Source organism: Xanthomonas maliensis (genome assembly GCF_009192945.1).
Lineage (GTDB): Bacteria > Pseudomonadota > Gammaproteobacteria > Xanthomonadales > Xanthomonadaceae > Xanthomonas > Xanthomonas maliensis.
In genome coordinates, this window is sequence record NZ_NSET01000021.1 from 50,823 (window position 1) to 69,764 (window position 18,942).

Annotated in this window: 19 protein-coding genes; 6 read left to right on the plus strand and 13 right to left on the minus strand. The window is 67.9% G+C overall.

What is annotated here, in order from left to right; translation table 11 throughout:
- Positions 1-40 precede the first annotated feature (40 nt).
- On the plus strand, positions 41-925 hold the full coding sequence (gene bioC / locus CKY51_RS05840; protein WP_022971392.1) for a malonyl-ACP O-methyltransferase BioC: 885 nt from the start codon (positions 41-43) through the stop codon (positions 923-925).
- Positions 926-1,084: 159 nt separating this feature from the next.
- The gene (gene lpxO / locus CKY51_RS05845; protein WP_022971391.1) at positions 1,085-1,990 is read left to right on the plus strand and encodes a lipid A hydroxylase LpxO; all 906 of its coding nucleotides are present in this window, start codon (positions 1,085-1,087) and stop codon (positions 1,988-1,990) included.
- 284 nt (positions 1,991-2,274) lie between these two features.
- Here the strand turns inward: lpxO and CKY51_RS05850 are convergent, their stop codons facing one another.
- Genes CKY51_RS05850 through CKY51_RS05860 form a run of 3 tightly spaced genes read right to left on the minus strand, consistent with a single transcriptional unit; the run spans position 2,275 to position 4,298 of the window.
- The gene (locus tag CKY51_RS05850) at positions 2,275-2,694 is read right to left on the minus strand and encodes a nuclear transport factor 2 family protein (RefSeq protein ID WP_022971390.1); all 420 of its coding nucleotides are present in this window, start codon (positions 2,692-2,694) and stop codon (positions 2,275-2,277) included.
- A 42-nt stretch (positions 2,695-2,736) separates the two neighbouring features.
- Positions 2,737-3,354, minus strand: coding sequence for a YdcF family protein (locus tag CKY51_RS05855; protein ID WP_022971389.1), 618 nt, complete (start codon positions 3,352-3,354; stop codon positions 2,737-2,739).
- Positions 3,339-4,298 (minus strand): pyridoxal-phosphate dependent enzyme, encoded by a 960-nt coding sequence (locus CKY51_RS05860; protein WP_022971388.1) that lies wholly within the window; start codon positions 4,296-4,298, stop codon positions 3,339-3,341. The genes CKY51_RS05855 and CKY51_RS05860 overlap by 16 nt, the downstream gene beginning before the upstream one ends.
- A 157-nt stretch (positions 4,299-4,455) precedes the next feature.
- Here CKY51_RS05860 and CKY51_RS05865 point away from each other — a divergent pair, with 157 nt between their 5' ends.
- Together CKY51_RS05865 and mnmG are read left to right on the plus strand one after the other, a co-directional pair.
- A complete protein-coding gene (locus CKY51_RS05865; RefSeq protein WP_022971387.1) occupies positions 4,456-4,860 on the plus strand; it encodes a hypothetical protein in 405 nt (134 codons plus the stop codon).
- Between the two features lie 566 nt (positions 4,861-5,426).
- Positions 5,427-7,331, plus strand: a complete 1,905-nt coding sequence (mnmG, locus tag CKY51_RS05875) for a tRNA uridine-5-carboxymethylaminomethyl(34) synthesis enzyme MnmG (RefSeq protein ID WP_022971386.1) — start codon at positions 5,427-5,429, stop codon at positions 7,329-7,331.
- Positions 7,332-7,439: 108 nt separating this feature from the next.
- Here the strand turns inward: mnmG and CKY51_RS05880 are convergent, their stop codons facing one another.
- Positions 7,440-8,399, minus strand: a complete 960-nt coding sequence (locus CKY51_RS05880; RefSeq protein ID WP_022971385.1) for an alpha/beta hydrolase — start codon at positions 8,397-8,399, stop codon at positions 7,440-7,442.
- 266 nt (positions 8,400-8,665) lie between these two features.
- Entirely contained in the window at positions 8,666-9,523 is an 858-nt protein-coding gene (locus tag CKY51_RS05885) for a PA4780 family RIO1-like protein kinase (protein ID WP_022971384.1), read from the minus strand.
- 144 nt (positions 9,524-9,667) lie between these two features.
- On the opposite strand from CKY51_RS05885, the gene CKY51_RS05890 reads away from it, so the two are divergent.
- Positions 9,668-10,519 carry an IclR family transcriptional regulator domain-containing protein gene (locus CKY51_RS05890; RefSeq protein WP_022971383.1) on the plus strand — a complete coding sequence of 284 codons (852 nt, stop codon included), beginning with the start codon at positions 9,668-9,670 and terminating at the stop codon, positions 10,517-10,519.
- 106 nt (positions 10,520-10,625) lie between these two features.
- Here CKY51_RS05890 and pcaC read toward each other — a convergent pair whose 3' ends face one another.
- The 8 genes from pcaC to CKY51_RS05930 all read right to left on the minus strand — a co-directional run bounded on the left by pcaC (position 10,626) and on the right by CKY51_RS05930 (position 17,611).
- Entirely contained in the window at positions 10,626-11,021 is a 396-nt protein-coding gene (gene pcaC / locus CKY51_RS05895; protein WP_022971382.1) for a 4-carboxymuconolactone decarboxylase, read from the minus strand.
- 64 nt (positions 11,022-11,085) lie between these two features.
- A complete protein-coding gene (gene pcaD / locus CKY51_RS05900) occupies positions 11,086-11,868 on the minus strand; it encodes a 3-oxoadipate enol-lactonase (RefSeq protein WP_031338931.1) in 783 nt (260 codons plus the stop codon).
- 11 nt (positions 11,869-11,879) lie between these two features.
- On the minus strand, positions 11,880-13,229 hold the full coding sequence (locus CKY51_RS05905) for a 3-carboxy-cis,cis-muconate cycloisomerase (RefSeq protein ID WP_038219767.1): 1,350 nt from the start codon (positions 13,227-13,229) through the stop codon (positions 11,880-11,882).
- A 144-nt stretch (positions 13,230-13,373) separates the two neighbouring features.
- Positions 13,374-13,937 (minus strand): protocatechuate 3,4-dioxygenase subunit alpha, encoded by a 564-nt coding sequence (pcaG, locus tag CKY51_RS05910; RefSeq protein ID WP_022971379.1) that lies wholly within the window; start codon positions 13,935-13,937, stop codon positions 13,374-13,376.
- A 4-nt stretch (positions 13,938-13,941) separates the two neighbouring features.
- Positions 13,942-14,673, minus strand: coding sequence for a protocatechuate 3,4-dioxygenase subunit beta (gene pcaH / locus CKY51_RS05915; protein ID WP_022971378.1), 732 nt, complete (start codon positions 14,671-14,673; stop codon positions 13,942-13,944).
- Between the two features lie 84 nt (positions 14,674-14,757).
- Complete coding sequence (gene pcaF / locus CKY51_RS05920) at positions 14,758-15,966, minus strand: 3-oxoadipyl-CoA thiolase (RefSeq protein ID WP_022971377.1); 1,209 nt, start codon at positions 15,964-15,966, stop codon at positions 14,758-14,760.
- The gene (locus CKY51_RS05925; RefSeq protein ID WP_022971376.1) at positions 15,963-16,751 is read right to left on the minus strand and encodes a CoA-transferase subunit beta; all 789 of its coding nucleotides are present in this window, start codon (positions 16,749-16,751) and stop codon (positions 15,963-15,965) included. The genes pcaF and CKY51_RS05925 overlap by 4 nt, the downstream gene beginning before the upstream one ends.
- Entirely contained in the window at positions 16,748-17,611 is an 864-nt protein-coding gene (locus tag CKY51_RS05930; RefSeq protein WP_022971375.1) for a CoA transferase subunit A, read from the minus strand. Before CKY51_RS05930 ends, CKY51_RS05925 begins: the two co-directional genes overlap by 4 nt.
- A 247-nt stretch (positions 17,612-17,858) precedes the next feature.
- Between CKY51_RS05930 and CKY51_RS05935 the strand changes: the two genes are divergently transcribed.
- On the plus strand, positions 17,859-18,935 hold the full coding sequence (locus CKY51_RS05935; protein ID WP_022971374.1) for an aromatic ring-hydroxylating dioxygenase subunit alpha: 1,077 nt from the start codon (positions 17,859-17,861) through the stop codon (positions 18,933-18,935).
- The last annotated feature ends 7 nt before the right edge of the window (positions 18,936-18,942 follow it).

An 18,942-nucleotide genomic window follows, 5' to 3' on the forward strand; every position in this document is an offset into this window, starting at 1 on the left:
GATTCCCTCGCCCCGTCGCAGCGGCGACAATAGCGGGGTAATGGACAGTACTTTCGATTCCCGCCACGTCCGGCGCGCCTTCGCGCGTGCCGCCAACACCTATGCCGCTGCCGCCGCCCTGCAAGGCGAGGTGGAAAGCCGCCTGCTGGAGTCGCTCGACTATCTCGGCGACCGCCAGCCCCAGGTCGTGCTCGATGTCGGCGCCGGTCCGGGCCACGCCAGTGCGACGATCAAGAAGCGTTGGCCCAAAGCGCAGGTGATCGCGCTCGACCAGGCGTTGCCGATGCTGCGACAAGCGCGCAAGGCCGCCGGCTGGTGGAAACCATTCACCCAGGTCTGCGCCGATGCGCGCGCCCTGCCAGTGGCCGATGGCAGCGTCGATGTCATCTTCAGCAATCTGTGCCTGCAATGGGTGGACGATCTGCCAGCGGTCTTCGCCGGCTTTCGGCGTGCCTTGCGTCCCGGCGGCCTATTGCTGTGTTCGACCTTCGGCCCGGACACGCTGATCGAGCTGCGCGAGGCCTTCGCGCAGGCCGATCCGGCGCCGCACGTGAGCCGCTTCGCACCGATCGCGCAGTTCGGCGATGGCTTGATGCAAGCAGGCTTCCGCGATCCGGTGCTGGATCGCGATCTGTTCACCCTGACCTATCGCGACCTGCCGGCGCTGATGCGCGAGCTGCGCGCGATGGGGGCCACCAACGCGCTCAGCACGCGCCGCAGCACGCTGACCGGCCGCGGCCGCTTCGCGGCCGCCAGCGCCGCCTATGAATCCCTGCGCCGCCCCGACGGCACCCTGCCCAGCTCCTGGGAAGTGATCTACGCGCACGCGTGGGCGCCCGCAGCGGGCGCGCCGATTCGCGAGCGCGGCCAGGAGGTGGCCAGCGTACCGGTCGCGTCCATTCCGATCCGCCGGCGTCGCGACTAGAGCGTGTCACGCTCCAGGCTGTACACACCCTGCGGCGGGTGTCGCCGCTCACCGATAGGACACAGCATTACGTCCCATCCATCACGATCGGGCAGGCGTGGCGATGGCAGCGAGTAAACTTCCGCTGTTGCGGCCCCCGCCCACCAACCGGCCTTGCTCATGTTGAAGTGGCTTCTCATCGCGCTGTTCATCGCATCGGCGCTCTACATCCATTACCGCGGTCGCGTGCGCCACCGGCTGAGCCGGCAGCTGCTGGACCACTCCACCTTCATGGCGCCGGTCAATGCGCTGATGTACCTGTGCTCGCGCGTACCGACCACGCCCTTCATCGATCCGGGCCGTGAGTTCCCGGAGCTGGCGCCGTTGCGCGCGCATTGGCCGCAGATCCGCGACGAGGCGGTGGCGTTGCAGCAGATGCAGAAGATCCGTGCGGCCGACGGCTATACCGACATCGGCTTCAACTCGTTCTTCCGTCGTGGCTGGAAGCGCTTCTATCTGAAGTGGTACGGCACCGCGCATCCGTCCGCTGCCGAGCTATGCCCGCAGACCACCGCGTTGCTGCGCTCCATCCCTACCGTCAAGGCAGCGATGTTCGCCGAGCTGCCGCCGGGGAGCGAGCTGCGTCCGCACCGCGACCCGTTCGCCGGCTCCATGCGCCTGCACCTCGGCCTGGCCACGCCCAACGACGACCGCTGCTTCATCGAAGTCGACGGCCAACGCCATAGCTGGCGCGACGGCGAGTGGACCATGTTCGATGAAACCTATATCCACCACGCACGCAACGATACCGACCAGGACCGCATCATCCTGTTCTGCGATATCGAGCGGCCGATGCGCTGGCGCTGGGCACAGGCGCTCAACCGTCTGGTCGGCAAGACCCTGCTGGCTGCCGGCGCCTCGCCCAACCAGGACGGCGACCAGACCGGCGGCATCAACCGCGTGTTCCGCTATTTCTACGCCGCACGCCTGAAGGCCAAGGCGCTGAAGGAGCGCAACAACCCGCTGTATCAGATCCTGAAGTGGGGCCTGTTCGTGCTGGTGGTGGTCGCCATCGTGCGGCTGTAGTTTCCCGCGCGGGATCTTCTACGGGTTCATCCTTTAGCGCAGAGCGCGACAACGCCCGCCGCCGACGCCAACAATGGGCATGCACAAGGCGCTCACCGCCTTGCCGGTGTCGGGCGGGCGACAATGACGACGGGGCGTGGGCATCGTGGGCGCTGCGGCACAGCGCCCGGATGCGTCGGCGAAACGATACCTGCCGCAGACAGGCGCCATCCTCGCCCTGCGCTGCATTGCAGCCATGCTGTGTCGCGATCGACGGCCGTCCAACGGACAGCGCCCGGCAACGCTCAGCGTGAGACCTGGGCGATCCAGTCCTGCAGGTTGTAGTAGTTGGTGACGCGGGTCAGTTTGCCGTCGCGCACGTCGAAGAATGCACCGCCCGGCAGGACGTAGGTTTGCCCAGTGGCTTCCGGCAGCCCCTCGTCGGTGCTGTGGTAAACCCCATGCACCACGTACTCGGCACCGACCCGTGTGCCGTCCTCGCTGGCGGTCACCACGATGTCCTGCAGCTGCTCGCGGTAACTGTCGTTCATGCGCTGCAGGAAGGCGGCGAAAGCCTCCCGCCCGACCTCACGCGGCCCCTGGTTGAGATCGTGGGCGACATCCTCGCTCAGGAAGGACAGCATGCCCTCCCAATCGCCGCGGTTGAACGCTGCGTAGTAGGCCTGAACCAGGCCGGTGGCGCGTTGCCGATTGCTCTCGCTCATGTCGGACCTGCCGCTTGGAAAGCGCCCATCATAGGCCTGCGCTCAGCCGCCCTGCATCACCAGATCGCGATGGAAGTAATAGACCTCCTGCAGCAGGAAGCGCCAGCTGGTATGGAAGCTACGGAAGCGCGTGCTCGGGGTCGACGATGCCAAGGCCTCCACGCCCAGCTCCTGGCTCAGGCGCAGCGCGCGCGCCATGTGCAGCGGATCGCTGACGATGATCGCCCGCTGCATGCCGTTCTGCTGCATCAGCGCGCGCGCCTGCTCCAGGTTCTGGCGCGTGGTGCGCGAGCGCGTCTCGATCATGATCGCCTCGGCGGGCACGCCATGCCGCAACGCATAACGGCGGGCGACCTGCGATTCGGAAAACCGCGCGCCGTCGCCGAAGCCACCGGTGAACAGCAGCCGCGGCGCATAGCCCTGCGCGTAGAGATCCAGCGCATGCCGGATCCGTTCCTCGAACACGGGCGACGGGCGCGCGTCGTAGGCCGCCGCGCCCAGCACGATAATGACGTCTGCCGGCGCGGCCTGATCGCGATCGCCGACCCAGACGATCCAGCCGGCCACCGCCACCAGCCAGATCAGTGCCAACATGCACAACCGCCAGCACCAACCCCACAGGCCGAGTCCCCGCTTGCGCCGACTCACGCGCCCGCCCATGGCAAGGCATCGAGATCGACATTGCCGCCGGACAGCAGCAGGCCGATCCGTCGGCCGGCAAACCGCGCCGGCTCGGCAAGCACAGCGGCCAGGACGGTCGCCGAGGACGGCTCGACCACTTGCTTGAGCACCTGCCACAGCAAGCGCATCGCCTGCACCACCGCCGCATCGTCAACGGTGACCACCTGCGCGCCGGCAGCCTGCAGGATGGCAAAGTTCGGGACACCGAGCGTGCCACGCAGGCCGTCGCACACTGTCTCGGGCACGCCATCGACCAGCCGCTGCCCGGCGGCCAGCGAGCGCGCGGTATCGGCAGCACCGGCCGGTTCGGCCAGGACCAACGCGCAATCGGGGGCAGTCTGCAACGCCAGTGCGGCACCGGCCGCCAGGCCGCCGCCGCCGACTGGCGCCACCAGCACATCCACTCCGCCACTCTGCTGCAACAGCTCCAGCGTGGCGGTGCCTTGGCCAGCGATCACCGCGGCATCGGCATAGGGATGCACCAAGGTCGCGCCGCTGCTGGCCTGCACCTCCGCGCATAACTGCTCGCGCGCGGCCATGGTCGGCGGGCAACGCCACAAGGTGGCGCCATGGCGGGTGATGTTGGCCAACTTGGCCGCGACGGCGCCTTCCGGCACCACCACATGGCAGGCGATGCCACGGGTGCGGGCCGCCAGCGCCAGCGCAGCGCCATGGTTACCGGACGAGTGTGTGACCACCCCGCGCCTGGCCACGGCCTCCGGCAACGACCACACCGCATTGCAGGCCCCGCGGAACTTGAAGGCGCCGCTGCGCTGCAGATGTTCGGCCTTGAAGCAGAGCTGCGCGCCGCTGAGGGCGTCCAGCGTCTGCGACGTCAGCAGCGGCGTCGGCACAGTATACGGGGCGATGCGCGCGGCGGCCTGAAGCAGGTCGCGGTGCGCAGGGAGAACCGTTTCGATCATGCGCCAAGATTAGCGTATCGTCCGCTTCTTCACGGTCGTACGCACGCGCCCGACGCACTCTGATCCGGTGCGCGCAGCGCGCAGAACGGCAGAGTTAAGGACCAATTCAAAAGCATGGTTCGAAAGTGACACCATGGTTGCAGGAGGGCGCCATCGTATGAAACTTCGTTTGCTGTTCGCCGCCGGGCTGTTGGCCCTGGGCGGCTGCGCCACCTACAGCTCCACTGGCGTGGGCCCGGGCGGTTATTACCGCGGTGCGCCAGCCGTGCAGTATCGCTACCCGCCCGGGTACTCGCCCTATTTTTATGGCAACCCCTATGGCGCCGGCTGGATCGGCCTGTACGACTACCCGGTGTATCCGGTGTATCGCGGTGGCTATTACTACCGGCCCTACGACCGTCGGCCGCAGTACCGTCCGCCGCGTCCGCAGAACGCCACACCTCCCCGTCCGGCCATGCAGTCGCCGCCGCGTCCGGCGCCCCGTCCCAGTGGTCCTCCAGGCGTGATCCGGCAGATCGAACGGCAAACCGCGCCACGTAACATCCGTCAGCAGATTCCGTAGCCAGCTGACTGCGACAGCGCCCACAGTTGCGAGGATTGGGGGCTTGCGTTCAGCCAACACTTGGCTGCAAGCTAGGTGCACTGTGTGACCTGCCGCGTCGTTTTCTGACCCGGACCGATCCACACCCGTCTATGTCGATGTCCGACAGGGAAATCTGGATCCCCCCTGTTCCGGCCCTGTCGGATATCGGCGCCTTCAACGCATAAAGCCCCGGCCAGCCGGGGCTTTATGCGTTTAGCGTCGCGAGCGGGCCAGCCAAGGCGCAGGCTGGCCTGTGGTTGTGCGGTCGGCGAAAAAAACTAAGGGCCGGCAGTCCCCCGACTACCGGCCCTTATGCGACCCCGTCATGCGCGCGGCTGGCCCCTGTTCCAATTCCAGCCTTGCGCCCATGTCGCAATGCCATGACGGGTGCAGTGGGGATATCCGCACGAAGCATGCCAACTTGAGGGCGGATGTTCTAAAGTGTGATTTGAATCACATTTATGGCTTGAGAATGACGGCAGCCGCCCTACAGCCGATACTTCTGCCGCCGTTGTTCTCCCATCGCCTCACTTGCCGGTACCGCTATGTCTGATTCCTTCCATCGCTACGACGTCATCGTGATCGGCGGCGGCCATGCCGGCACCGAAGCGGCCCTGGCGGCGGCGCGCACCGGTGTGCGGACGCTGTTGCTGACGCACAACATCGAGACGGTCGGTGCGATGAGCTGCAACCCGGCCATCGGCGGGATCGGCAAGGGCCACCTGGTCAAGGAGATCGACGCACTGGGCGGCGCGATGGCGCATGCCGCCGACCTGGCCGGGATCCAGTGGCGCACCCTCAATGCATCCAAGGGCCCGGCGGTGCGGGCGACCCGCTGCCAAGCCGACCGCAACCTCTATCGCAGCGCGATCCGTCGCCTCGTCGAGGCCCAGCCCAACCTGACCGTCTTCCAGGCTGCGGTGGACGACCTGCTGATCGACAACGCGGCCAGCGGCAACGACGTCGTGCGCGGCGTGATCACTCAGACCGGCTTGCGCTTCGAGGCATCGGCGGTCGTGCTGACCGCCGGGACCTTCCTGGCCGGCAAGATCCACGTCGGCGAAACGCAGTACGCGGCAGGCCGCATGGGCGACCCCCCGGCCACCACGCTGGCCGCCCGCCTGCGTGAGCGGCCGTTCGTGATCGACCGGCTCAAGACCGGCACCCCGCCGCGGATCGATGGGCGAACGCTCGACTACAGCGTGATGGAGGAGCAGCCCGGCGACAATCCATTGCCAGTGATGTCCTTCCTGGGCACGGCCGCCGACCACCCGCGCCAGGTCAGCTGCTGGATCACCCACACCACCGAGCAGACCCATGCCATCATCCGCGGCGCGCTGCATCTCTCGCCGCTGTACTCGGGCCAGATCGAGGGCATCGGGCCGCGCTACTGCCCGTCGATCGAGGACAAGGTGGTGCGCTTTGCCGACAAGGCCAGCCACCAGATCTTCGTCGAGCCCGAAGGGCTGGAGGTGATGGAGATCTACCCCAACGGCATCTCCACTTCGCTGCCGTTCGACGTGCAGCTGGCGCTGGTGCGCTCGATCCGCGGCTTTGCGCAGGCCCATATCACCCGCCCCGGCTACGCGATCGAGTACGACTTCTTCGATCCGCGCGGACTCAAGGCTTCGCTGGAGACCAAGAGCGTGGCCGGTCTGTTCTTCGCCGGGCAGATCAATGGCACCACCGGCTATGAGGAAGCGGCCGCACAGGGGCTGCTGGCCGGCCTCAATGCCGCCCGCCATGCGCGCGCGCTGCCGGCATGGTCGCCGCGCCGCGACGAAGCCTATCTGGGCGTGCTGGTCGACGACCTGATCACCCACGGCACCACCGAGCCATACCGCATGTTCACCAGCCGCGCCGAGTACCGCCTGCAACTGCGCGAGGACAACGCCGACCTACGCCTGACCGCGATCGGCCGCGACCTGGGCTTGGTCGACGATGCCCGCTGGGCGCGCTTTACCGCCAAGCAGGAAGCCGTGCAGCGCGAGCGCACGCGTCTGGCCGGATTGTGGGCGACGCCGGGCAATGCGCTGGGCCGCGAGGTCTCCGAAGCACTCGGTGTGGCGGTCAGTCGCGAGACCTGCGTGCTGGATCTGATCAAGCGCCCCGAGCTGGGCTATGCCGCACTGATGCGGGTGCCGGCATTGGGACCGGGCGTGGAGGATGCGCAGGTAGCCGAGCAGGTGGAGATCGGCGTCAAGTACGCCGGCTATCTCGACCGCCAGAATGAAGAGATTGCCCGCCAGCAGCGCCATGCGGCGACACCGATCCCGGCCGACTTCGACTATGCCGGCGTACGCGGTCTGTCGGCCGAGGTGCAGCAAAAACTCGAACGCGTGCGGCCGCAAAGCATCGGCCAGGCGCAGCGTATCGCCGGCATGACGCCGGCCGCGATTTCCTTGTTGCTGGTCCACCTGGAGCGCGCACGCCGCAGCCAGGTGGCGTGAGCCGCATTGCCGGGCACCGATCGGCCCGGCGATGCAGCATCGACACGCATCAGTCACGGAGCGCGGCGCCGTCATCGATGACCGGCGGACGCGTCCTTGCGTGAATGCTCACTCCTGCGCGGCCACCGGCAATAGGCGCTGACGCAGCAGCAGCGCGGCCAGGTCCAGCGTTTCGCCAGCGACGCGCATCATGCCGCCCATGTTGATGAAGCCGTGGATCATGCCGGGGCAGACCCGCACGATCGTCTCCACGCCCGCCTCGCGCAGGCGCTGTGCATAGTGCAACCCCTCGTCATGCAGCGCATCGCGATCGGCCAGCACCACCAGCGCAGGCGCGACCCCGGTCACGTCGGGTACCAGCGCCGGCGAAATACGCCAGTCCAAAGCCAGCGACGGATCCGGCAGCAACTGGCGATCGAAGAAGCGCATCGCCGCCTCAGTCAGCGGCGGGATGCCGGCGTTGTGCACCCGTGAAGGGAAAGGATTGTCCGGCCGCACATCGGTCAGCGGATAGATGAGCACCTGGCAGCGCAGGGCGATGCCCGCATCGCGCGCGTCCAGGGCAGCGGCGGCGGCCAGCGCACCGCCCATGCTGTCGCCGGCGACGGCCAGGCGCTGCGGATCGGCGCCGACCTCGGCCGGATGGGCCGCAAGCCAATGCACGACGGCGATGACATCCTCGATGCCTGCCGGTGCCGGATGCTCGGGCGCCAGGCGATAGTCCACCGCCAACACCTGACAGCCGGCGCGCGCGGCCAGCGCCCGGCACACGTCGTCATGCGAATCGAGGTCGCCGACCACGCCGCCGCCACCGTGCAGGAAGACGCAGGTGGGCGCCGGACCGCTGTCCAGGCCATGCGGGCGATACAGCCGCAGCGGAATCGCTCCGGCCGGTCCCGGGGCTTGCAGATCGCGGACCTCGGCCATCTCCGCGCGCGGGAAGCCGAACTGCGCAGCGAGTCCGCGCATCATCGCCCGCGCATCGGACAGCGGCAGTTGCTCCATCGGCGGCTGCCCCGACTGCTGGGCGATGGCGAAGAAACGGACGACGTCTGGATCGAAGTACATGGATGGCCCTCCCGGGCGGCTGTGCAAGCGAAGTCGACCGGATTGTTATGCCTCATAACTGTTTTCGCAAATAAGCGAAATCCGGACACTGCGTGCCGCCATCGGGTTTTCACCGGGATGACGCTGACAACCGTGGCGAAAACCGCGTGGCACAAGCCCGCCGCGGCCACGCGCACGCTTTCCTGCGTGGCCCCGCACACCCAAGCAGCGCCACTTCGCACTGCATCGCAGCATGGACGCGCGCCAACAGGCGGTGGGGATTGCGCTCAGTCCTCGCTGGCGGCGGCTTCGCGGCCCTGCTGGCGAATCAGCGCTTCCTGGCGAGCGTCCTCGATCGAGGCGCGCACCGCCCGCACGTCCGCGCGTCGGGTATCGAAGCGGAAACGCCCGGTCAGCACCGTCTCTGGCTGCAAGTCGCCCTTCTCGTAGAGCGCCCACATCTCCTCGCCGTAGTGGGTTTGCAGCAGGTCCGGCGCGAACCGGCCCAGGTAGTCGCGCAGGTTGTGCACGTCGCGCAGCAGCATGCTGCGCGCGGCATTGTTGCCGGCGGCGCTGACCACCTGCGGAAAATCGATCACCACCGGGCCAGCGGGCGATACCAGCACGTTGTATTCGGACAGGTCGCCATGCACCAGGCCCACGCACAGCATCTTGACCACGTCGCCCACCAGGCTGGCATGGAAGGCCAGCGCCTGCTCGGCATCCAGCTCGACCTCGGCCAAGCGGGGTGCGCTATGTCCGGCCTCGTCGGTGACCAGATCCATCAGCAGCACGCCGTGGAAATAGCCACGCGGCCGCGGGACGTGTACGCCGAGATCGACCAGCTGGTACAGCGTTTCGGCCTCGGTATTCTTCCACGCGGTTTCCGCCTCCCGGCGCCCGAACTTGGTCGCCTTGCCCATCGCACGCGCCTGCCGGCTACCGCGCACCTTGCGGCCTTCCTGGTATTGCACACGCGCCTGGAAGCTGCGCTGCGCCATATCCTTGTAGACCTTGGCGCACAGCACCTCATCGCCGGCGGCGACCACGTAGACCGAGGCCTCCTTGCCGCTCTTGAGTGGACGGAGCACCTGATCGATGACGCCGTCGTCGATCAACGGCTGCAGGCCCTGGGGAGTTTTCATGAACGGAAAAGGACCGCGTGCGATACCAGGGGTGATTATGCGGCAAGCCAGATGAAGCACACGCTCCACGTCGTCAGGCAGCGGGCCACAGCAGGGCCCAGCGCGAACGCTTACCATGCAGGCCTCTGGTCCGTGCGTAACCCCATGTCCGAGCCCGCCTCCCGTCCACGTCCATCTGCCACTGCCGCCAGCCACGAACGCGGGTTGCCGCACGAGTTGATGCGACAGATCGCCGCTGCACAAGGCGACCCGGATTTCATGACCTCGCTGGGACGCGGGCTGGTGGTGCTGAGCGTGTTCGCCCAGCATGCGCGCGAAGTGACGATGTCGCAGATCAGCCTGGAAACCGGCATCTCGCGTGCAGCAGTGCGGCGCGTGCTGCATACCCTGGCCAAGCTGGGTTACGTCGGCGAGCAAGGCCGCGGCTATGTGTTGCTGCCGCGCGTGCTCGGCATCGGCGGCGCCTATGCCGCATCCTCGTCGATGACCGCCGCCGCGCAGCCGGTGCTGGACGGCTTGCGCGACCAGGTCCACGAATCCTGCTCGCTCGGCGTGCTCGATGGCGACGACCTGCTGTACGTGGCGCGTGCCGAGACCGTGCGCATCATGTCGATCGGCCTGCGGCCGGGCACGCGCCTGCCGGCGTATTGCACCTCGATGGGGCGGGTGCTGCTGGCCGCCCTGCCGGAGGACACCTTGCGCGCGTATCTGGAGCGCACCACGCTGCGCCCGCGCACCGACCGCACCCTGACCCAACCGACGGTGCTGCGCGAGGTGTTGGCACGTACGCGTCGCGAGGGAATGTGCCTGACCGATCAGGAGCTGGAAATCGGGCTGCGCTCGATCGCGGTGCCGGTGCGCAATCTACGTGGCGAGGTGATCGCCGCGCTGAACATCGGTGCGCAGGCAGGACGCGTCAGCCTGCAGACCATGCAAAGCCAGCTGCTGGAACCGCTGCAACAGGCTGCGCAGCGGCTGGGCGCCTTGCTGAGCTGAGACCGACGCGGATGACGCAGCTGTCCACTGCTGCGAGGTGGCGATCGCACTGCTCACCATCGCTCGATTGCAGCGCCGGCATCGCGCATGCTGCACCGCTCGCTGATCAGCCCTGATCGTTCTCGGCCGCCTGCTCGGCCAGGATCGGCGCTGCCAGCGCGAACGCATGATTGGCAGCCGGTACCCCGCAGTAGATCGCCGCCTGCAGCAGCACTTCCTTGATCTGGTCAGCAGTCACGCCGTTGTTGCGTGCCGCCCGCACATGCAATTTGAACTCTTCGTCATGCCCACGCGCCACCATCATCGCCAGCGTCAGCAGCGAGCGTGTATGCGCCGGCAGGCCGTCGCGCGTCCACACCGTGCCCCAGGCGTAGCGCGTGATCAGCTCCTGGAATTCCTCGTTAAACGCAGTGCGCGCAGCCAACGCGCGGTCCACGTGGGCGTCGCCCAAGACGCGGCGGCGCACGCTCATGCCCGCCTGGTAACGCTCTGCTTCATCCATCGATCGTCCTCGCACATGCGCATGGGGAAACGCTGGGATCACGTCGCTGACGCAACCCACCGGTTCAGTCGGCCTGCAGAAACGCCAGCACTGCTGCGTTGAATTCCGCTGGCGATTCGAGATTGCAGATGTGCCGTCCTGGGACCTGGGCGTACTCCCCATGCGCGCAGGCGTAGGCGATCTCGCGCAGGTCCGGCGGCGGACACACCGGATCGTCGTCGCCCGCCACCGCCAGCAACGGCAGCTCCAGCGAATCCAGCGCACCGCGGAAGTCGGCATCGGCCACCGCCTGGCAACAGGCGATGTAGCCGGCAGGCGAGGTCGAGACGAAGGCCGCGACCACCATGTCCAGACGCTGCGCGTAGCTGCTCGCAAAACGCGGAGTGAACCAGCGCTGCAAGGTCGCGTCGACCAGTCCCGGCAAGCCCTCGTTGCGTACCTGTTCGATGCGCGTCTGCCAGCCGTCGGGGGTGCCGATCCGTTGTGCAGTGGCGCACAGTACCAGCTTGCGCAGACGCTGCGGCGCGTGCAGGCCCAGCCATTGCCCGGTCAACCCGCCGATCGACAGCCCGCAAAAATCGCTGCGCTCGATCTGCAGCGCATCCCACAACGCCAGCACGTCCTGCCCCAGGTCGGCGACACTGTAGGGCCCGGGCGGTGTGTCCGAATAGCCATGGCCGCGCCGGTCGTAGCGCAGGATGCGGTAATACGGCGCAAATGCGCCGATCTGCACGTCCCACATATGCAGGTCGGTGCCCAGCGAGTTGCAGAAGGTCAGCCAGGGCCGGCCCTCGGTCCCGTCCACCCGGTAATGCAGGCGGTGTGTCGGTAATTGCAACTCGGCCATCAGGAACACCTTCAGCGGGAACTGGCGGCCAGGACGCGATCGATCCAGACCGAAGACATGCCGCACCAACTGCTCGCATCGAACACCGCACGCAGTTGCGTCGGCGTGAGCACCGCCGCCACCTGATCGTCATCGGCCAGTACGTCGTGCAGATGACGGTTCTGCGACTGCGCTTCGACCACGGCCTGCTCGACCAGCGCATGCGCCTTGGCCTTGCCCAGGTGCGGTGCCAGCGCAAACACCGCCGCTTCGGCGTAGAGCACGCCGCCGTGACCGGCCAGATGCGCGCGCATGCGCGTGCGGTCCAGTTCCAGCTCGGCCAGGCAGGCCTGCATCTGCGCCAGGCTGCCGGCCGTCAGCCGGACGATCTCCGGCACGGTCTGCCATTCGGCATGCCATTGCCCGGCGGCACGCTCATGCGGCTGGGCCATCGCCGCGAACAAGGTGGCGACCAGCCCGGGCACGCGGGTGGCGGCGGCCACCGCGACCACGCTGGACACCGGATTGCGCTTGTGCGGCATCGCCGAGGAACCGCCCTTGCCGGCCGCTGCCGGTTCGAACACTTCGCCGACTTCCGACTGCATCAACAGCACCACGTCGCCGCCGATCTTGCCCAACACCCCCGCCAGCAGACCGAAGGCGCAACCGATCTCGACGATGCGGTCGCGGGCGGTATGCCAGGGCAGCGCCGGCAATGGCAAGGCCAGCGTGATCGCCAGCGCCTGCGCTACCTCCAGCCCGCGCCCCTGCAGCGAGGCCAGCGTGCCGGCGGCCCCGCCGAACTGCAGCACCAGCGCATCCTGACGCAGACCCTGTAAGCGGCCACGTGCACGTTGCAGCGCGTCCAGCCAGCGCGCCGCCTTCAATCCGAAGGTCACCGGCACCGCTTGCTGCAACAAGGTGCGTCCGGGCATGCCGGTGTCACGTTCGCGCACCGCAAGATCGGCGAGATCGGCACACAGGCTGTCCAGGCGGGGCAGCAGCAGATCCAGCGCCGCGCGCAGCTGCAGCACGCTGCCGGTATCGATGACGTCCTGGCTGGTGGCGCCCCAATGCACCCAGCGCGCCGCCTCCGGGTCGGTGGTGGCCACCTGCGCGGTCAGCGCCTTGACCAGGGGAATCGCCGGGTTGCCGGCAATCGCCGTGGCCTGCGCCAGTTCCGACAGATCGTAGTGGCGAACCTGGCAGGCGGCGGCGATGGTATCGGCCGCGTCGGCCGGCACGATGCCGCAGCGCGCTTGCGCCCGCGCCAGCGCTGCCTCGAAGTCCAGCATGGCCTGCACGCCGGCCGCGTCATCGAACAATGCATCGCACGCCGGCTCACCGAACAGCGATCCCAGCAGGGAGGACGTCACACTCATGCGTTGCATCTCTTGGCGTACGGCGAGGATGGCACCGTTGCGCCGGGGTGCCAACACCCGGCTGGCAGCGCTGGACCACCCCACGCTGCCGGGCTGCTGCCAGCAGCGGCGGCCCGGCGTGCCGGTGCTCGCACGGCCCGCATCTCAATAGCGAAAGAACACCGTTTCCGCATCGCCCTGCATGTGGATGTCCCAGCGATAGCGGCCCGGCCCCTGCGCCTTGGCCAGCAGCGTGTCGCGGCGCGCGGCCGGGACCAGCGCCAGGATCGGATCGTGTTCCAGCAGCGGGTCGTCGCCGAAGTACATGCGCGTCGGCGCTGCCCGCAACAGCCCGCGCATGAACACCAGCACCACCAGATGTGCGGCCTGCGCTTTGCCGTCGGGGCCGGGAACACTGCCGGGCTTGATGGTGGAGAAAGAGAACTCCCCCTGCGCATCGCTGGGCACCCGCCCCCAACCATCGAAGGGCGCGGACTGCGCAGCAGCGCCGGGATCGGTCGCCTGTGCGTAGCGGCCGTTGGCATCGGCCTGCCACAGTTCCAGCACGGCGTCGGTGACCGGCGCGCCGGCACCATCGAGGATGCGCCCGCTGACCTGCACTTGCGCAGCGCCCGCCGTCGCCGGCACAAGCGTGTTGCGGTACAGCGGCTCCAGGCCGAGACGGTAGTACGGCCCGACCGTTTGCGAAGGGGTTGCACACAGACTCATCGCCTCACTCCCAGAGGGTTTGCTTACGGCCGCGCAGCACGATGTCGAAGCGATAGGCCAGGGCGTATTCGCTGATCGCATGTTCCCAGTCGAAATGCGAGACCATGCGTTCGCGTGCCAGTGGGTCGTCCACGCAGTTGTAGATCGGGTCGTGTGCCAACAGCGGATCGCCCGGGAAATACATCTGTGTCACCAGCCGCTGGCCGATGCCATCGCCGTGCAGCGAGAAGTGGATATGCGCTGGCCGCCAGGCGTTGTAGTGGTTACGCCATGGATACGCACCCGGCTTGATGGTCTGGAAGCGATAGCGGCCATCGGCATCGGTGAGCACCTGGCCGGTGCCACGGAAATTGGGGTCCAGCGGCGCGTCGTGACGGTCGCCCTCGTGTTGATAGCGGCCGGCCGCATTGCACTGCCAGATCTCCACCACGCTGCCGCGCACCGGTCGCCCATTCTCGTCGAGCACGCGGCCCGACACGACGATGCGCTCGCCCAGCGGTTCGCCAGCGAAGCCGGCGGTGAGATCGGCAGCGTGCTCACCCAGGGTGAGCCGATCCATGCGCGGCCCGGTGAGTTCGGACAGGGTCGCGGGCATGTCGATCGGCGCCTGGGTCGGCGCGCGCAGTGCGGTGGACGCGTACGGCGCGTGGCGAAATGCAGGCTGGGTGCCGGCGCGCTCGCGGCGATAGCCCGAGGGCGTGGTGCTGGGAGGTGAGACTGGCTCAGGGGTGGACATCGGCAATCTCCGTCGGCCGCCGCAGCGGCAAGGGCGAGAATGGCAGTGGGGAATACGCGCGACAAGCGGGTTGCAGGCGCATGCTCAGATCCGTTCGATCGCCAATGCCACGCCCTGCCCGACCCCGACGCACATGGTGGCCAGGCCGCGGCGTCCGTTGTCGGCTTCCAGCCGCCGCAACAGGGTCAACACCAGCCGCGCGCCGCTCATGCCGAGCGGATGCCCCAGCGCGATGGCGCCGCCGTTGGCGTTGACGTGGGCGGCGTCATCGGCCAGCCCGAACGCGCGCGTGCAGGCCAGCGCCTGGGCGGCGAAGGCTTCGTTGAGTTCGATCGCATCGAATTGGTCGATGCGCAGCCCGAGGCGGGCCAGCAAGCGCTCCGTCGCCGGCACCGGGCCGATGCCCATGTAGGCCGGCTCGACGCCGGCCGCCGCGAAACCGAGCACGCGTGCGCGTGGCCGTAAACCATGCGTTTGCACCGCCTGCGCCGATGCCAACAGCAAGGCGGCGGCGCCGTCATTGATGCCGGAGGCATTGCCGGCCGTCACCGTTCCCGGCTGGCGGAACGCCGGTGCCAACCTGGCCAGCATCGCCGCGGTGGTCTCCGGCCGCGGATGTTCGTCATGGACGACTTGCACGGTCTCGCCGCGCTTGCCGGCGGGTGCATCCACGCGCAACAACTCGCCGTCGAAAAAGCCAACGGCCTGCGCGGCCGCGGTCCGCTGTTGGCTGCGCAGCGCGAACGCATCCTGGTCCTCACGGCTGATGCCATGGCGCTCGGCGACGTTCTCTGCAGTCTCGCCCATGGTGTCCACGCCATAGGTGGCCCGCATGCGCGGATTGACGAAGCGCCAGCCCATGGTGGTGTCTTCCAGTTGCTGACCGCGGGCGAACGCGGTCTCGGCCTTGCCCATCACCCACGGCGCGCGCGACATCGATTCCACGCCACCGGCAATAGCCAGGGACAGCTCGTCGCTGGCGATGCCGCGCGCCATCGCCGCCACCGCATCCAGGCCGGAACCGCACAGGCGGTTGACGGTGCTGCCGGGCACCGTGCTCGGCAGCCCGGCCAGCAACGCTGCCATGCGCGCGACATTGCGATTGTCTTCGCCGGCCTGGTTGGCACAGCCCAGGCAGACCTCGTCGATCGCCGCGGCCGGCAACTGCGGATGCCGGGCCAGCAGCGCGGCGATCGGCAACGCCGCCAGGTCGTCGGCGCGCACCCGTGCCAGCGCGCCACCATAACGACCGATCGGGGTACGCAAGCCATCGACCAGATAGACCTCGCTCATGCCTCTGCTCCCGCGCTCTGGGTGCCGTGGGCGGCAGCAGTCCGTGCCTGCAGCGCGCGCAAGGCCTGCAATTCTGTCTCGCTGGGCGGCGCGGTCTCGCTCACCACGTCGGCAAAGCGCAGCGGCCAACCCGTCGCCGCCACTACCTGTTCGCGACTGATGCCCGGATGCAGCGAGGTAACGGTCAGCTCGCGCGTGACCGGATCGGGCTCCATGACGCACAAGTCAGTCACCACCACGGTGGGGCCGGCGCCCGGCAGCCCGGCACGCTGGCGCGCATCGCCGCCGTCCAGATGACCGACCGTGGTGACGAAATCCAGCTTCGGCACGCACGTCCGCGGCGACTGCCGCAGGATGATGAAGACCTGCTTGGCGCTGGTGGCGATTTCCGGCGCTCCGCCGGCGCCCGGCAGCCGTGTGCGTGGCGCGTCGTAGGGTCCGATCACGGTGGTGTTGAGATTGGCGTGGCGATCGATCTGCGCGGCGCCGAGAAAACCCACGTCCACCCGTCCGCCCTGCAGCCAATAGCGAAAGATCTCCGGCGTGGACACCACGGTGTCGGCGGTCTCGGCCAACTCGCCATCGCCGATGGACAACGGCAACACGTCCGGACGCGCGCCGATCGGCCCGGATTCGTAGATCAGGGTGACATCGGGCGCATGCGTGAGACGGGCCAGATTGGCGGCGGTGGACGGCAGCCCGATCCCGACGAAGCACACCGCGCCGTCGGGCAGGCGCCGCGCGGCCGCGACGGTCATCATTTCGTTGGTGGTGTAGTCGCTCATGCGGCAGCCTGCTGTAGGGTCTGCGCCTGCACGCGCTGGTAGTCGGCGAAATCCTCGGTGTCCAGTACGTGGGTCTGGACCCAGGCCTGGAAACGTTCGCGATCGCGTGCGATCGCGTCCCAGGCCAGATAGAAGCGGTTGTCGCGGGCGTAATACCCATGCGCATACGACGGCGCCGCGCCGCCGGGCACGTGACACACCGCGCTGACCACCCAGCGCGGCAGGATGCAGGCATTGGGCGGGGCATCGAGCGTGTCGACGATGTCCTCCACCGTCACGATCACCTTGCGCGCGGCCAGTGCCGCTTCTTTCTGCACGCCGAGGATGCCCCACAGCAGCACGTTGCCGCGCCGATCGGCCTGCTGGGCATGGATCACCGTGACATCCGGATTGATCGCCGGCGAGGTCGCCAGGGTCTGGCCGGTATAGGGGCACTGCAGGAAACGGATGCTGTCGTTGACGCGCGGCAGGTCAGAGCCGACATAGCCGCGCAGCACGGCGAACGGCAGCCCGGAGGCGCCGGCAACGTAGGCGTTGGCGAGGTCGGCATGGCTGTGCTCGCGCAGCTGCAGCGGTTGCGGCCAGCCATGCTCGACCGCATCGCGCAGCCGATGCAGCGAGCCGACCCCAGGGTTGCCGCCCCAGGAGAAGCGCAGGCTGGCCGCGCAGCCGGCGCCGATCAGCTGGTCGTAGATCAGATCGGGGGTCATGCGCACCAGCTGCAGTCCGCGCTTGCGCTGGCGGATCACTTCGTGCCCGGCCGCGTGCGGAATCAGGTGGGTGAAGCCCTCCATCGCCACGCAATCGCCATCGGCGATCAACTGCGCAACGGCAGTGGACAGGGACACGATTTCGGCCATGGCATCACTCCTTGCAGCGCGGGCACGGCGCCAAGGTAGAGGCCGGAGACGAACCTGGTCAATCCGATTATCGCCTCACTGATTCGATAATCGAACAAAACCGTGCGCATCGCTGCGCGCTCAGATTGTCTCCGGTGTATACATAACGTCGCTCGCAAGCAGACGCCAGCATTGCCGCGGCGTCCCCCGTCCTTCCGCCGCCCCCCCGCTGTCGTCGGCGCTTGTATACAACCCGTGGAGTCCGGTCATGTCCGAGTCCAAACCGTTGTTTCCCCTCAATGCGTGGTACGCCATCGCCTGGGACCACGAGATCAAGCACGCGCTCGCGCCCCGCAAGGTGTGCAATCTGGATGTGGTGGTCTACCGCACCAGCGCCGGCAAGGTGGTGGCGCTGGAAGACGCCTGCTGGCATCGGCTGGTACCGCTGTCGCTGGGACGGCTGCGCGGCGATGACGTGGTTTGCGGCTACCACGGCCTGGCCTACGACGCCCAAGGGCGCTGCGTGCACATGCCCTCGCAGGAGACGATCAACCCCTCGGCCTGCGTGCGCGCGTTCCCGGTCGCCGAGAAGCACCGCTATGTCTGGGTCTGGCCCGGCGATCCGGCCAAGGCCGACCCGCGACTGATCCCGGATCTGCACTGGGCGCACGACCCGGCCTGGGCCGGCGATGGCCGCACCATCCATGCCAAGTGCGACTACCGGCTGGTGCTGGACAACCTGATGGACCTGACCCACGAAACCTTCGTGCATGGCTCGAGCATCGGTCAGGATGCGGTGGCCGAAACGCCGTTCGATGTCGTGCATGGCGAGCGCACCGTCACCGTCTCGCGCTGGATGCACAACATCGACCCGCCGCCGTTCTGGGGCGGCCAGATCGCCCGTCATCTCGGCTACCACGGCAAGGTCGATCGCTGGCAGATCATTCGCTTCGAAGCACCCGCCACCATCGCCATCGATGTCGGCGTGGCGATCGCCGGCACCGGTGCGCCGGAAGGCGACCGCAGCCAGGGCGTCAATGGTTATGTGCTCAATACCGTGACCCCGGAAACCGATCGCAGCTGCCATTACTACTGGGCCTTCATGCGCAACTATGCGCTGCACGATCAATCGCTGACCACCACCACCCGCGATGGCGTCACCGGCATCTTCGGCGAAGACGAAGTGGTGCTGGAGGCGCAGCAGCGCGCCATCGATGCCCACCCGGACCACGTGTTCTACAACCTCAACGTCGATGCCGGCGGCATGTGGGCACGCCGGGTAATCGACCGGTTGATCGCCCAGGAGCAGCGCGTGCAGGACCTGTCGCTGCGCATGGTCGGCTGAGGACGGC

What these genes read in the sequence shown, in the direction of transcription:
- bioC (WP_022971392.1), top strand. Translation starts at nt 41, where the DNA reads ATGGACAGTACTTTCGATTCCCGCCACGTCCGGCGCGCCTTCGCGCGT.
- lpxO (WP_022971391.1), top strand. Translation starts at nt 1,085, where the DNA reads ATGTTGAAGTGGCTTCTCATCGCGCTGTTCATCGCATCGGCGCTCTAC.
- CKY51_RS05850 (WP_022971390.1), bottom strand. Translation starts at nt 2,694, where the DNA reads ATGAGCGAGAGCAATCGGCAACGCGCCACCGGCCTGGTTCAGGCCTAC.
- CKY51_RS05855 (WP_022971389.1), bottom strand. Translation starts at nt 3,354, where the DNA reads ATGGGCGGGCGCGTGAGTCGGCGCAAGCGGGGACTCGGCCTGTGGGGT.
- CKY51_RS05860 (WP_022971388.1), bottom strand. Translation starts at nt 4,298, where the DNA reads ATGATCGAAACGGTTCTCCCTGCGCACCGCGACCTGCTTCAGGCCGCC.
- CKY51_RS05865 (WP_022971387.1), top strand. Translation starts at nt 4,456, where the DNA reads ATGAAACTTCGTTTGCTGTTCGCCGCCGGGCTGTTGGCCCTGGGCGGC.
- mnmG (WP_022971386.1), top strand. Translation starts at nt 5,427, where the DNA reads ATGTCTGATTCCTTCCATCGCTACGACGTCATCGTGATCGGCGGCGGC.
- CKY51_RS05880 (WP_022971385.1), bottom strand. Translation starts at nt 8,399, where the DNA reads ATGTACTTCGATCCAGACGTCGTCCGTTTCTTCGCCATCGCCCAGCAG.
- CKY51_RS05885 (WP_022971384.1), bottom strand. Translation starts at nt 9,523, where the DNA reads ATGAAAACTCCCCAGGGCCTGCAGCCGTTGATCGACGACGGCGTCATC.
- CKY51_RS05890 (WP_022971383.1), top strand. Translation starts at nt 9,668, where the DNA reads ATGTCCGAGCCCGCCTCCCGTCCACGTCCATCTGCCACTGCCGCCAGC.
- pcaC (WP_022971382.1), bottom strand. Translation starts at nt 11,021, where the DNA reads ATGGATGAAGCAGAGCGTTACCAGGCGGGCATGAGCGTGCGCCGCCGC.
- pcaD (WP_031338931.1), bottom strand. Translation starts at nt 11,868, where the DNA reads ATGGCCGAGTTGCAATTACCGACACACCGCCTGCATTACCGGGTGGAC.
- CKY51_RS05905 (WP_038219767.1), bottom strand. Translation starts at nt 13,229, where the DNA reads ATGAGTGTGACGTCCTCCCTGCTGGGATCGCTGTTCGGTGAGCCGGCG.
- pcaG (WP_022971379.1), bottom strand. Translation starts at nt 13,937, where the DNA reads ATGAGTCTGTGTGCAACCCCTTCGCAAACGGTCGGGCCGTACTACCGT.
- pcaH (WP_022971378.1), bottom strand. Translation starts at nt 14,673, where the DNA reads ATGTCCACCCCTGAGCCAGTCTCACCTCCCAGCACCACGCCCTCGGGC.
- pcaF (WP_022971377.1), bottom strand. Translation starts at nt 15,966, where the DNA reads ATGAGCGAGGTCTATCTGGTCGATGGCTTGCGTACCCCGATCGGTCGT.
- CKY51_RS05925 (WP_022971376.1), bottom strand. Translation starts at nt 16,751, where the DNA reads ATGAGCGACTACACCACCAACGAAATGATGACCGTCGCGGCCGCGCGG.
- CKY51_RS05930 (WP_022971375.1), bottom strand. Translation starts at nt 17,611, where the DNA reads ATGGCCGAAATCGTGTCCCTGTCCACTGCCGTTGCGCAGTTGATCGCC.
- CKY51_RS05935 (WP_022971374.1), top strand. Translation starts at nt 17,859, where the DNA reads ATGTCCGAGTCCAAACCGTTGTTTCCCCTCAATGCGTGGTACGCCATC.